This is a genomic window from Lentzea sp. NPDC037011 (genome assembly GCF_055607425.1).
Map to the genome: position 1 here is coordinate 280461 of NZ_JBVJRT010000004.1, position 13996 is coordinate 294456.

The 13996-nt window shown below is 70.9% G+C and carries 4 protein-coding genes and 1 pseudogene; 3 read left to right on the top strand and 2 right to left on the bottom strand.

The genetic code is table 11. The features are described from left to right. Window positions 1-144: 144 nt before the first annotated feature. The 3 genes from ACZ7CH_RS13475 (at window position 145) to ACZ7CH_RS13485 (ending at window position 3432) form a co-directional block, all read left to right on the top strand. The gene (locus tag ACZ7CH_RS13475; RefSeq protein ID WP_470373977.1) at window positions 145-1161 is read left to right on the top strand and encodes an SMP-30/gluconolactonase/LRE family protein; all 1017 of its coding nucleotides are present in this window, start codon (window positions 145-147) and stop codon (window positions 1159-1161) included. A 754-nt stretch (window positions 1162-1915) separates the two neighbouring features. Next, window positions 1916-2614: a helix-turn-helix domain-containing protein gene (locus tag ACZ7CH_RS13480; protein WP_470373978.1), complete on the top strand. Its 699-nt coding sequence runs from the start codon at window positions 1916-1918 to the stop codon at window positions 2612-2614. Window positions 2615-2652: 38 nt separating this feature from the next. Next, window positions 2653-3432 carry an IclR family transcriptional regulator gene (locus ACZ7CH_RS13485; RefSeq protein ID WP_470369206.1) on the top strand — a complete coding sequence of 260 codons (780 nt, stop codon included), beginning with the start codon at window positions 2653-2655 and terminating at the stop codon, window positions 3430-3432. A gap of 10 nt (window positions 3433-3442) precedes the next feature. On the opposite strand, the gene ACZ7CH_RS13490 is transcribed toward ACZ7CH_RS13485, so the two are convergent. Both ACZ7CH_RS13490 and ACZ7CH_RS13495 read right to left on the bottom strand, forming a co-directional pair. Continuing rightward, window positions 3443-8680, bottom strand: coding sequence for an SDR family NAD(P)-dependent oxidoreductase (locus tag ACZ7CH_RS13490; RefSeq protein ID WP_470373979.1), 5238 nt, complete (start codon window positions 8678-8680; stop codon window positions 3443-3445). After that, window positions 8680-13812: pseudogene (locus tag ACZ7CH_RS13495) on the bottom strand (type I polyketide synthase); the annotation flags it as partial. The pseudogene ACZ7CH_RS13495 and the gene ACZ7CH_RS13490, both read right to left, overlap by 1 nt. Between the last annotated feature and the right edge of the window lie 184 nt (window positions 13813-13996).

Here is a 13996-nt window from a genome sequence, read left to right on the forward strand (position 1 = left end):
TCACTCGAACTTTAGCGATCCCAAACACTCCGACGATCCACCTCTTAGCTGGAAGAAATCTCTTTGTCTCGTCTTGACCGCACCGAAATCATCCTTCACAGTTCAAGGCACAGTCCTCCAAGCGGAAGCGAGGATGTCACCGGCATGAACATCCGAGCACGGCAGCGAAAGATCGCGGTGGCCACGATCATCCTGGGCATGGTCTCCGCGAGCGTCACCGGCACCTCGGTCGCGGCACCCGAAGGACCGTGCCCCGGCGGGCCGTTCGGCACTCCGCTGCCCTCACCGAACCTGACCGCGGCCAAGATCAAGGACGGGTTCAACTTCCTGGAGGGCCCGACCTGGGACGCGGCGACGCAAACCCTGTTGCTGTCCAACATGTACGACGGCACCGGCCCGCAGAACGTCCAGCCTTCGGACATCCTGCGGTACACCCCCTCGACGGGCACGTTCACCACTTTCGTCAAGAACGCGGGCAGCAACGGTCTGGCGATCAGCCGTGACGGCACGTCCGTCCTCGCGGCGACCCACGACCAGCGCAGCCTGTCCTCGTACGACCTGGCCACCGGGCGGCGGACGACGATCGCGGCGACCTACCAGGGACGACTGTTCAACTCTCCCAACGATGTCACCGTGGCCGCGAACGGAACGGCCTACTTCACCGACCCGAACTTCCAGCGCGCGAACCGCCCGGACCAGATGTCGGGCAGGACCGGCGTCTTCCGCGTCACCAACGGTGTCGTCACCCTGATCGACGACACGATCCGCCAGCCGAACGGCATCGAGCTCTCCCCTGACGGCAAGACCCTCTACGTCGGCGGCAACGCGACCGGCAAGATCTACCGCTACCCCGTCAACGCGGACGGGAGCACCGGGCAGCGCAGCGATTTCGCGTCGCTCGACGGCACCGACGGCGGCACCGTCGACTGCGCGGGAAACCTGTACCAGGCCACCTACGGCAGCGGGAAGGTCTACGTCTACTCCCCGGCCGGCAAGCTCCTCGGCACGATCTCCGCCGGCCGCAACGCGACCAACGTCGCCTTCGGCGGCCCCGACCGGAAAACCCTCTACATCACGTCGGGTACCGCATCCACCGGCGGCAACACCGGAAACTTCGGCCTGTACAGCATTCGCTTGAACGTTCCCGGCTGGCCCTACTGACTCCGGCACATTCCGATGGGAACTCAAGTCCCCCTCGGACACCAAAATGTCGCAAATCTGCTACACCTACGTGCCAGGTGCTCAAGTCCGCTTGAGCACCTGTTCTGCACGGCGTCTTCAAGCCCGCCGGAAAGGGCTATCTCCGGCTGCCCGCTGATGCCCGATCGGACAGACCAGGGCGCCCGTCATGCGGGAACCAGCCGAGGAAGTCCTCGTCGGCCTACAACCCTTGCAGCCGATCCTTCATCCACATCGCAGTCGTACCGACCGATTCACTCGTTCGCGCAACCCCGTCGCACGGTGAGACCAAGATCACCTGCAGAGTTGAGCCAAGTTCTCACCGCGATCATTTCCGGCTTTGCGGGAGTCCGCAGTCCCTGCCTCACGCCGGAGCTTCCCACGGGCTGAGCCGGTGGAGGTGACGCCGCCCGGCTCGGCACCCAACGCGCTCCCGATACCGCCCGAGTACCGCGCGGCGAATCTAGGTGCTCGAAGGGCGTTCGAACCACGAGATGGCGCACGAGCTCAAAGTTTCCCGGCGCACGAACAAGTTCCACCTGCCGCAAGCTCGGGTGCGCCGCCGAACCCAGCTGTCGTCCGCACTCGGAGGCTTCGTGCTGCGGATGTGACTTCGCCCGGTCGCGCCGGGTACTGCGGTTCTCCGCAGTACCCGGCACTTCGTCCTGATTGACAGTGGGCTTTGCCAGCGGCGCTCCGTGCGCCGACAAGCCACTTGCCGCAGGAGGACACGTCTTTGTCCAGTGAGGAGGCCGTGCGAGGCCGCCCGGTCAAGAAGGCCTTCGAGCTCGTCGAGCTGTTGTCCTCTTCGGGAGCGATGACACTCGCAGAACTGGCGCGCGCGTCCGGCCTGCCGAAGTCCTCCCTGCACCGGATGATGGACGCCCTCACGGGTTCGAGCCTCGTCCGGCGCACGTCGAGCGGGTACGAGATCGGTGACTGTCTGTTCGACCTGATCGACGACAGCGCACGGGCGCGGGTCGATCGGGTGCTGAAGTCCACGCTGGCACCGCACATCATCGACCTGCGGGAGAAGACGGGCGGTGTCGTCAGCACCGGGATCTTGGCGGGATCGCACGTCCGCCAGGTCGACGTGCAGTACGACCTGCGGCACCTGTGCCTCGTGCAACGAGTGCCCACGATGCTTCCCGCGCATTGCACCGCGATCGGCCGTGCTCTGCGGTCCCGCGACCCGGACGCCGTCGTGGTGGCGAACGGCGAGTTGTACAGCGGGGTGATCGGTGTCGCCGCCTCCCTCGTGGCCGGAGACCACCTGCCCCGCATGGCGATCAGCGTCTGGGGCCCGGCGGAAACGATCAACGTCGACTTCACCACCGCCCTCCTCAAGTACGCCGTTCGCGCCATGCGTTCGGACCTGCTGCGCTGCGCCCGACCGAGCGCGGCTGTGCTGGACGCCCTGAAGCAGGCCAACTGATCCCGCCCGATCCAGCCACATTCCCAGGAGTCGTGCCGGTGGAGTCGCTTTCAGAAGCCCGCAACGCGCCGGGTGGTCCTCTGCGCAAGGCGCTCGCGTTGATCGAGGAGTTGGCTGGAGCCGAGGGCGCGATGTCGCTCTCCGACCTGGCCAGGCGGTGTGGCCAGCCCAAGTCGTCGGTTCACCGCGTGCTCGGCGTGCTGACCGACCTCAACCTCGTGGCTCCTTCCGAGGGTGGCTTCGTGCTCGGCGACCACCTCCACGACATGACCCGGCACAGCGACCGGGCCAAGGCCGAACGACTGCGCCGGATCTTCAACCCGCTCCTGGTCGACCTGCAGAACCGCACTCGCGGCATGGTCGCCCTGGACGTCCTCAACGGCACGCAGGTCCGCTACGTCGAACTGCTCTACCGCCACGAACTGGCCGGGTACGTGCAACGCCAGCCGTCGCTGCGCCAAGCCGCGAACACCGCCACCGGACGCGCCCTGCTGGCGTTCAGGCCGGATCTCCGCGAGCGCGTCGACGAGGTCGCCGCCGCGGCCGGTGTCAGGCCGGAACAGCTGATGCTCGACCTGCGCACCGTGCGCACGCGCGACATGGCGGTCGTGACCGAGGACGCCGGACGCGGCGGTTGCACCGTGGCGATACCGGTGCGCATCGGCGGTGAGCTGCCGTTCCTCGCGATCAGCGTCGCCAGTCCTGAACGGCTGGACGTGCCGCGCACCGCCATCGCGCTGCGCAGGGTCGCCACCATGGCGGCCGTGTTGGCCACCGCCCGGCCCACCAGCACGGCCAACGGCCGGCAGGTGGGCTGAGCGGCGCACGTCAAGCCATGCGCTCCAGCATCGACTCGACGTCGTCCTCGGGCGTCAGGTAGCGGCCCGACAGCGGGTCCGCCTTTCCGGACGCCAGCTCCATCAGCACTTCCGCGGCACGCTCCGGTGCGGCGAACCGCCCCTGCTCGCGCTGCTCGCTCAGCCACTCCTGCATCCGGTCGCTCCACTTGTCACCGGTGGGTTCGAGGTCCAGGGCCTGCTTCGTGATGCCCAGGTCGACCAGGCCCGGGTGGTAGCTGAACACCGACACGCCGGTGCCGAGCAGCTCAGGGGCCAGGTTGTCCGCCACCTTGATCATGGCGGCCTTCGACACCGAGTAGGACGAAGCGCTCGGCCAGCGGTGCCTGCCCGCGGAGCTCACGATGTTCACGATGCGGCCCGAACCCCGTTCGACCATGCCAGGTAGCACGGCGCGGCAGACCTTCAGCGTGCCGCGGAGGTTGATCTCCATGCCCCGCCACCATTCGTCCTCGTCGGTCTCCCACAGGGGTCCGATCGGGCCGGCGATGCCCGCGTTGTTGACCAGCACGTCCACCGAACCGAAGGTGTCGACGGCCTGCTTGACGACGCCGGCCACACCGGCTTCGTCCATGATGTCCGCGGTGTCGAAGACGACCTCGGCACCGAGGGAGCGCGCGGATTCCGCCACTTCGGCCAGTGCCGCGCCGTCCCGGCCGGTCAGCACCAGGTTCGCGCCGGCGGAAGCCATCGACTCCGCGAACAACCGACCCAGGCCACCGGTCGCACCGGTCAGCAGGACGGTGGTGCCCGTCATCGACACCAAAGCCGGCGTGGAGGTGGAACCGGCCGAAGCCGCCTCGAACCGGGTGCGCAGGTACTTGGCCAGGCTCTGCGGCGTGGGGTGCTCGAAGAGCGTCGTCAGCGGGATCGAGGTGCCGGAGGCCCGTTCCAGCGCGTTGCGCAGTTCCAGTGCGGTGAGCGAGCTCAGACCCATCTGGAGCAGCGCGGCGTCCGGTGACACGTCCTCGACGCGGTGACCGAGAGCCTCGGCGACCATGTCCGTGATCGCGGCGACGAGGTCGCTGTGTCCGAGACCGCTCAGCCTGGGCTCGTTCGTGATGACGCGGCCACGGGCCGGGACGGGCCCGGCAGCGGGCGCCAGCCGCACCGGCAGGAGCACGGCCTCAGCGGACCCCAGCGCGTTGTCGAAGGCCGACAGCGCGTCCTCGGTCGACAGCGGCAGCACACCGCTGCGGGCGAGACGTCGCAGGTCCACGTCGTCGAGGTGAGCACCGAGCGCGCCCTGTTCCGCCCACAGCCCCCACGCGAGGGAGATCCCCGCGAGACCGGTCGCGCGCCTGCGGCGCACGATGGCGTCCATGGACGCGTTGGCCGCGGCGTAGTTCGCCTGCCCGGCGGTGCCCCACCAGCCTGCCGCGGACGAGCAGACGACGAACCAGTCGAGGTCGAGCTCACGGGTCAGTTCGTCGAGGGCCGACACCGCGTCGACCTTCGAGGCCAGCACGCGGTCGAAGTCCCCGCTGGTGAGGCGTTCGAAGACCGCGTCGGACGTGGTTCCGGCCGCGTGCACGACACCGCGCAGATCGGGGATGCCCTTGATCAGTGTCGCGACCTGGTCGTGATCACCCGCGTCGCAGGCCTCCACGACCACGGAGGCGCCGAGGTCGCGCAGTTCCGCCGCGATCGCCTGCATTTCGGGCGATTCCGCACCGCGACGGCTGACCAGGGCGAACCGGTCGACCCCGTGGGCGACGGCGGCGTGCCGGGCCAGTGCCGAACCGACGACGCCACCGGCGCCGGTGATCAGCAGGGTGCCGCCCCGCCAGGCCGGCACCGGACTGGCCGTCGCCTTGCGGAGCCGCGGGACGTACGGCTTGCCGTTGCGAACCAGGACCTGGCGGTCGTCGGCGAGCACGACGTCACCGTCGGTGTCGACCAGCTGGATCCGGCCGGGGTGCTCGGTCTGCACGGACCGCAGCAGGCCCCAGACGGCGCTGCGCACCGGGTCGCTCTCGACCTCACCGCTGACCAGCACCAGCACGTCGTTCTGCTCGGCGAGCCGGCGCCGGGTGAAGGCGGTGACCTCTTCCAGTGCCGAACGCACTCGCTCCGGCAGGGCGGCGCCTTCCACCGCGGCCGGCACGATGTCGTCCAGCTTCACGAACGAGCCCGCCGCGACCGGTGTGGCCGGCACCCACTCGACCTGGTGCAGCACGTCGTCCACCGCGAGGGTGACCGGTCGCGCGACCAGTTCGTCGGCGGTGAAGACGGGAACACCCCTGGTGTCCCAAGCGGAGATCGACACTCCGTCGGGGCCGGTCGCCGTCATGCGCACGCGCAGCGCGGTGGCGCCGGGCGTGTGCACCTGCGCACCCCTCCACGCGAAGGGCAACCGCGTGCCCGTGGTGTCCGCCAGCAGGTAGCCGGCAGCGAGCGGGTGCAACGCCGCGTCGAGCAGTGCCGGGTGCAGCACGTGCTCCCCTGCCGCGACGGGCAGGCGCACGTCCAGGAACAGTTCGTCGTCCTTGCGCCACAACGCTTCGAGGCCGCGGAAGGCAGGACCGTACGTCAGGCCGCGATCGGCCAGCCGGTCGTGCAGCCCCGCGATCTCGACCGGCTGTGCGTCGGCCGGCGGCCATTCGGTGAGCGCGGCGGGAGCTTCCGCCGGCGCCGTCACCCTGGCGCGGGCGTGCTCGGTCCACGGCGCCTTCTCGGAAGCCCGCGCGGACACCACGACGGTGCCGTCGCCATTCTCGTCCACTGTGGACAGCTGCAGCTGCACCTCGGCCGGTGCGGCCACGGGAGCGGTGAAGACGATCTCGTCGATCCGCTCGGCCCCCGTCCGCAGGACCATGTCCAGCAACGCGGTGCCGGGAACGACGACGTCGTCACCCACCCGGTGGTCGGCGAGCCAGCCCTGGTGACCGGGCGACAGCCGGCTGGTGTGCACGCTGCCACCGGTCGCCAGCTCGACGACGGAAGCCTGCGGCGGCGCGGCGTCGGTGACCGCGGTGCTGTCGATCCAGTAGCGACGACGCTCGAAGGCGTAGGTGGGCAGCGGAACCGCGGTCCCTGAACCGGCGAACGCGGCCGCCAGGTCAACCTCGGTGCCCGTGACGGCGAGCGCGCCCAGAGCCGAGAGCAGCTCTTCGCGGTTCGAGCAGGCCGCTCCGATCTCCAGTCGCGTGACGGCCAGGTCCTCGGTGGCGGACCTCCACCCCGCACCGCTCGTGACATCGCGCGCCAGCGGGAACCGAGGACGTCGGTACGAGACGGTCTCACCCTTGTTCAGGGCGACGGCGTGCCGCGCGGCTTCCGGCAGGGACAGCAGACCCGCCAGGTGGGCGGCGACGAGCTCACCGACGCCATCGCCGTGCAGCAGGTCCGGTTTCACACCCCACGACCGCACCAGCCGGAACTGCGCCACCTGCAACGCGACCAGCGCGACGAGTCCGTTCTCCCGCAGGACAACGTCCCGCGTTCGGCCGAAGGCCTGGCACGTCTCGTCGAAAGCGTCCGCGAACACCGGATGCGCGTCGAAGAGGTCGTGTCCGATCGCGGAGGGCACGACGCCGGAGAAGACGAACTGCAGCGGAGTGGATCCGGCGACGCCGGTCAGGACGCCGGCCGTCTCCTCCCCCGCGGCGACGGCGGCGAGGCCGGCGAGGTGCCCTCCCCGTACGAGCGCGCGGTGCTTGAACCGCGTTCGCCTCGTGAGCGACACAGCCACGTCGCCCGGATGGAGGTCGGGGTGGCTCAGGAGGTGTTCGCGCAGGCGTGCGGCCTGAAGTCGCAGTGCCTGAGCGGTTTCCGCGGACAGGATCCACGGCGTCGAGACGCGCTCGACCGGCGGCGGTGCGTCCGCGGCCGGTGCCTCCTCCAGCACCACGTGCGCGTTGGCGCCGCTGATGGCGAACGCGGACACACCGGCGCGGCGGGGCTCTTCGCCCCGCGGCCACGGAGTCGCCTCGGTCACCAGCCGCACCGGGCTCGTGGCCCAATCGATCAAGGGGGTGGGCTTGCTGATGTGCAGGGTGCGCGGCAACATGCCGTGGCGCATGGCCTGCACGGTCTTGATCACACCGGCGACACCTGCGGCGGCCTGGGTGTGGCCGAGGTTGGACTTCAGCGAGCCGAGCCACAGGGGCCGGTCCCGGCCGGACCCGTAGACCGCGTCGAGCGCCTGGACCTCGATGGGGTCACCCAGCGGCGTGCCGGTGCCGTGCGCCTCCACCGCGTCGATCTGGTCGCTGGTCAGCCCGGCGGAGGCCAGGGCGGACCGGATGACCCGCTGCTGGGCGGGGCCGCTCGGTGCGGTGAGTCCGCTGCTCGCGCCGTCGGAGTTCATCGCGGAGCCGCGGACCACGGCGAGCACCGGGTGCCCGTTGGCCCGCGCGTCCGAGAGGCGTTCGAGCAGGAGCATGCCCGCGCCTTCGCCCCAGGCCACACCGTCGGCGTCGGCCGAGAACGGCTTGCAGCGGCCGTCCGGCGACAACGCGCGCTGACGGCTGAACTCGGTGAACGACCCCGGAGTCGCCATCACGGTGACGCCGCCGGCCAGTGCCATGGAGCACTCGCCCGACCGCAGCGCCCGGGACGCCAGGTGCAGCGTCACCAGTGAGGACGAGCACGCGGTGTCGACGGTGAACGTCGGGCCTTCGAGGCCGAGCAGGTAGGAGATGCGCCCGGAGGCGACGCTGCCCGCGATCCCGATGGTGAGCTGCCCCTCGACGGCCGGGGGCGCGAGGTGCGACGGCGGACCGTAGTCGTGGTACATCTCTCCGACGAAGACGCCGACCTGGCTGCCGCGCAGCGCCCGCGGGTCCAGACCGCCGTTCTCCAGGGCCTCCCACGAGGTTTCCAGCAGCAGCCGCTGCTGGGGGTCCATCGCCAGGGCCTCCTTCGGCGCGATGCCGAAGAACGGGGCGTCGAAGCCGGCGACGTCGTCGAGGAAACCACCGCGTCGCGTGTAGCTGTGACCGGACTTCGAGGGGTCCGGGTCGTAGAGCGCCTCCAGGTCCCAGCCGCGGTCCTCGGGGAACTCGCTCGTGGCGTCGCGCTCGTCCACGAGGGCCTGCCAGAGGTCCTCCGGCGACCGCACACCGCCGGGGTAACGACACGCCATGCCCACGATGGCGATCGGCTCCTCCGCGCGGTTCTTCACCGCACGGAGCTCCTCCCTGGTCTCGAACAGGTCGACGGCCAGCTTCTTGACCGCGGACCGCAGCTTGTCGTCGTTGCTCATCAGGAGACTCCGAACTCGCGGTCGAGGAATGCCAGCAGTTCGTCGTCGCTGGACGACTCGATCTCGGCGGCCAAGGAACGGGCTGCGCCGCCCCCTTCCGCCACCGGCTCGTCGAGGTCGGCGCAGAGCGTGCCGACCAGGTGCTCGGCCAGCGCCTTCGGGGACGAGTGGTCGAACAGGGCCGTGGCCGGCAGCTTGAGCTTCGTCGCCGAGTTGAGGCGGTTGCGCAGTTCCAGCGCGGTGAGCGAGTCGAACCCGATCTCCATGAAGCCCCGGTGCGGTTCGACCGAGCTCGGCGTCGTGTGGCCGAGCACCGCGCCGACGTGCTCGCGGACCACCGCCAGGACGATGTCGACGCGGTCCTCGGCCGGTGCCGAGGCCAGAGTCGCTGCCAGGTCAGTGCGGTCGGCCGTCACCGGCTTGGCCGCCTTCGAGGGCTTGGTGCGGACGAAGCCGCGCAGCACCGGGGCCGCCGAGCCGTCCTGCGGCACCGAGAACCGGGCCGGCACCAGGACCGCGGCGTCCGAGGCGACGGCGTCGTCGAACAGGCCCAGGCCCTCCTCACCGCTGATCGGCACGACGCCGAGGCGCAGGAGCCGCTTCCGGTCGACGTCGCTCAGCCGGGCCGCCATGCCACCGTCCTGCTCGGTTCCGGCCCACGGGCCCCAGGCCAGCGACGTCGCGGGCAGCCCCGCACCGTGCCGCAGGTCGGCCAGTGCGTCGAGGAACGTGTTCGCCGCCGCGTAGGCCGCCTGTCCCGGCAGGCCGAGCAGGCCGGATGCCGAGGAGAACAGCACGAACGAACGGAGACCGAGATCCTGGGTGAGCTCGTGCAGGTACCAGGCCGCGTCGACCTTGGGACGCAGCACGGCGTCGACGCGCTCGGGCGTCAGGTCGCTGAGGACGCCGTCGTCGACGACGCCCGCCGCGTGCACGACCGCGGTGAGCGGGTGCTCCGCCGGGATCGCGGCCAGTACCGCGGCCAGCGCGTCCCGGTCGGCGGCGTCACAGGCCGCGAAGGTCGCGGTGGCACCGAGCTCGGCCAGCTGGGCTTTCAGCTCGGCCGCACCGTCCGCGGCCTCACCGCGCCTGCTGAGCAGGAGGAGGTGCCTGGCGTCGTGCCGCACCACCAGGTGGCGGGCCAGCAGACGTCCGAGACCGCCGGAGCCGCCGGTGATGAGGACGGTGCCCTCGGGATCGAGGACGGTCCTGCCGGTGCCGGTCTGGGCGTTCGCCAGCCGGGGCACGTGGACGCGTCCGCCGCGCACGGCCAGCTGCGGCTCGCCGGTGGCGACCGCGGCGGGAAGCACCTGCCGGAACGCCTCGTCGTCGGCACCGTCGACCAGCACGAAGCGGCCGGGGTGCTCCGACTGGGCGGACCTGACCAGGCCCCACACCGAAGCCGCGGCGACGTCCACCTGCCCGGTGAAGACGGCGTCGGTCGTGTGCAGCACGATCGGGCCGTCGGTGTCCTGCACGGTGCGCAGCGCGCGGTGCAGGACGTCGTGCGTCTCAGCCACCGGGTCGGTGCCCGTTGTGCTGATCCGCACCACCGGCGGGACGTCGCCCGCGGTGCCCGTCGTCACGGGCTGCCAGTCGAGCCGGTGCAGCAGGCCGCCTCGGGTGGAGGTGGACGCCCGCAGTTGCTCGGACGACACCGGGCGCAGGGTGATCGAGTCGACCGTCGCGACCGGGGTGCCGTTCGGATCGGTGATGTCGATGGCCATGGTGTCGATGCCTTGCTGGGTCAGTCGCACGCGCACCGAGTCGACCCCGGTGGTGTGCAGCGTGACGCCCGACCAGGCGAAGGGCACGCGCACCTGGTACTCGCTGCCGGGCTCCGAGCCGACGGCGGCGAGCTGCAGCGTGGCGTCGAGCAACGCCGGGTGGATCCCGTAGGTGCTCAGGTCCGCGCCTTCGTGCAGGGAGACCTCGGCGTACCGGACGCCGTCGCCCTGCCAGCCGGCCCGGATGCCGGTGAAGTAGGGCCCGTAGCCGAGTCCGGCGTCGGCGAGCCGCTCGTAGAAACCCTCGATCGGGATGACCTCGGCGTCAGCCGGCGGCCACTGGACCTCGAACGGCCTCGGGGTCGCGGCGTCGGCCGCGAGCGCGCCGGTGGCGTGGTGGATCCACTCGCCGTGCGCCTCATCGGTGAACCGGGAGTGCACGGTGAAGGCGCGCAGACCGGCCTCGTCGGCGGCCTCGACCACCAGTCGCAGCTGGCGGACGCGGCCCGGCTCGCCCGAGACGAACACGTGGTGGTTGATCTCGTCGATGCGGTTGCAGCCGAGCTGACGGCCGGCCCACAGGGTCATGTCGACGAACGTGGTGCCGGGCAGGATCGGCTTGCCGTGCACGCAGTGGTCCGGCAGCCAGCTGGGGATGTCGACGGCCAGCACACCGGTGAACACGGTCGTGCCGTCCGGCAGCTCGACGATGCTGCGCACCAGCGGGTGGTCGGACGCGTCCTGACCGAAGGTGGCGGCGGCACCGAGGGGCGCCTGCGCGGCAGGCCAGAAGCGCTGGTGCCGGAAGGGGTAGACCGGCAAGCCCTGCGGCACGGTCGAACGCGCCGGGAAGAACCGGTCCCAGGCCACGTCGTGCCCGTGCCCGTGGATCCGGGCCAGCGCCTCGATCACGCCGACGTCCTCGGTGCGCGCCCGCATGCCGGTGGCGATGACCGTGCCACCCGTGGCTCGGGCGGCGAGCGGCATCAGCACCGCGGTCGGCCCGACCTCCACGAAGGTGGTGACGCCGTTGGCGGCGAGCCAGCGAACACCGTCGTCGAACCGCACGGCACCGCGGGCGTGCCGGACCCAGTAGCGCGGGTCCGCCAGTTCTTCGGCGGTGACGGGACGGCCGGTGACGTTGGAGACGAACGGAATGACCGGAGCGGAGTGCTCGATGGTGCGCACGGCGTCCGCGAACTCGTCGAGCACGGGGTCCATCAGCGGCGAGTGGAAGGCGTGGCTGACCTTCAACCGGGTCGTCCGGCGGCCGTCGGCGCGGTACCTCTCCTCCAGGCGAGCGACCGCGTCCTCGGCGCCGGCGAGCACGATCGCGCGCTCACCGTTGACCGCGGCGATCGAGACCTGGTCCTCCAGACCGGTCAGGTCGATCTCGTCCTCGGCGGCCTGCACGGCGAGCATCGCACCGCCGGCGGGCAGGGACTGCATGAGCCGCGCACGAGCGGAGACGAGCCTGCAGGCGTCGGTCAGCGACAGCACGCCCGACACGTGGGCGGCCGTGATCTCGCCGATCGAGTGGCCCATGACGTGGTCGGGGACCACGCCGAGGTCCTCGAACAGCCGGTGCAGAGCCGTCTCGAACGCGAACAGCGCGGGCTGGGTGAAGCCCGTCTGGTTCAGCAGGTCAGCGTCGTCGCCGAACATCACGGCCTTGACGTCGACGTCGAGCAGCGCGCAGACCTCGTCGAGCGCCTTGGCGAAGACGGGGAAGGTGTCGTAGAGGCCGGCGCCCATGCCCAGGCGCTGGGAACCTTGTCCGGAGAACAGGAACGCCAGCTTCCCGTCACGGCCGGACGGCACGAGGCGGGTCAGGTTGTCCACGGCCTCCTCCGCGGTGGCGGCCGCGAAGCCGGCTCGGCGGGCGAAGTGCGTGCGCGTGGTGGCCAGCGCGGCGGCGACGTCGGCGAGCCCGGCCTCGGGGTGGCCGGTCAGGAACGCGCGGAGCTGGTCGGCCTGCGCCTGCACCGCGTCGTCGGTCTTGGCCGACAGGACGAACGGCACGGCGGGAAGCGTCGTCTCCGCGGTGGGCCGGGTCTGCTCGGGTGCCTCTTCGAGGATCAGGTGGGCGTTGGTGCCGCTGATGCCGAACGACGAGACAGCGGCACGACGCGGCCGTTCGAGCTTCGGCCACGCCACGTTGCCGGTGAGCAGCGACATCCCGGACCAGTCGACGTCCGGCGTCGGCCGGTCGACGTGCAGCGTGCGGGGAAGCTCGCTGTTGCGCAGCGCCTGCACCATCTTGATGACACCACCGACGCCCGCGGCTGCCTGGGAGTGGCCGATGTTGGACTTGAGCGAACCCAGCCACAACGGCTGCTCGCGGCGCTTGCCGTAGGTGGCCGCCAGTGCGCGTGCCTCGATGGGGTCACCGAGCGTCGTGCCGGTGCCGTGCGCCTCCACGACGTCCACGTCCGCCGTGGTCAGCCTGGCGTTCGCGCACGCCTGGCGGATGACCGCCTCCTGGGCCGGACCGCTGGGCGCGGTGAGACCGTTGCTGGCGCCGTCGGAGTTGATCGCGGAACCGCGGATGACCGCGTGCACGAAGTGGCCGTTGGCGATGGCGTCGCTGAGCCGTTCCAGCACGACGACGCCGGCGCCCTCGCTCCACCCGGTGCCATCGGCCCCCGCGGCGAAGGACTTGCAGCGGCCGTCGGCGGCGAGGCCGCGCTGCCTGCTGAACTCGACGAAGGTGCCCGGCGTGGAGATCACCGTGGCACCGCCCGCCAGCGCGAGTCCGCACTCACCCGAGCGCAGGGAGTTCGTGGCCTCGTGGATGGCGACGAGGGACGAGGAGCAGGCGGTGTCGATGGTCATGGCCGGGCCGCGCAGGCCGAGCGTGTAGGAGATGCGACCGGACGCGACACTGCCGGCGTTGCCGGTGAGCAGGTACCCCTCGGTCTCCTGCACACCGCGGAGCAGGGACTCGTAGTCGTTGTGGACCGCGCCCACGAACACACCGGTCTCGCTGCCCCGCAGCTTCTGGGGGACGAGCCCCGCGCGTTCGAGCGCCTCCCAGGCGACCTCGACCAGCAGCCTCTGCTGGGGGTCCATCCCGAGGGCCTCGCGGGGGCTGATGCCGAAGAAGTCGGCGTCGAAGCCGGCCGCGTCGGCCAGGAAGCCGCCGCGGCGGGTGCTGGTCGTGCCGGGCGTCTCGCCGTCGGGGTCGTAGCCGACGTCCCACCCGCGGTCGGCGGGGAACTCGCTGATCGCGTCACGGCCCTCGCGCACGAGCTCCCACAACGCCTCCGGCGTGGTGACGTCACCGGGGTAGCGGCAGGCCATGCCGATGATCGCGATCGGCTCGTGGTTGCGGTTCTCGGCGGCCTTGAGCTGCTCGCGCGCCTGCTGGAGGTTCGTGGTCGCCCGCTTGAGGTAGTCGCGGAGCTTGTTCTCGTCGGTAATCGGATATCACCCTTCTTCTGCTCGAACTGCGCTTCGTGAAACCCGAACGGGTCCGAGAGGACGAGGTCCGCGGTCCCGACGTCACTGCGAATCTGCGAGCCGGGGCGCGTTCACTCGACTCGAGCGGCGGCGCGTTTCGCAGCGACTGCAGGGTGTGCCTCACCGA

Coding starts and splice junctions, on each gene's coding strand:
- ACZ7CH_RS13475 (WP_470373977.1), top strand. CDS start 145: ATGAACATCCGAGCACGGCAGCGAAAGATCGCGGTGGCCACGATCATC.
- ACZ7CH_RS13490 (WP_470373979.1), bottom strand. CDS start 8,680: ATGAGCAACGACGACAAGCTGCGGTCCGCGGTCAAGAAGCTGGCCGTC.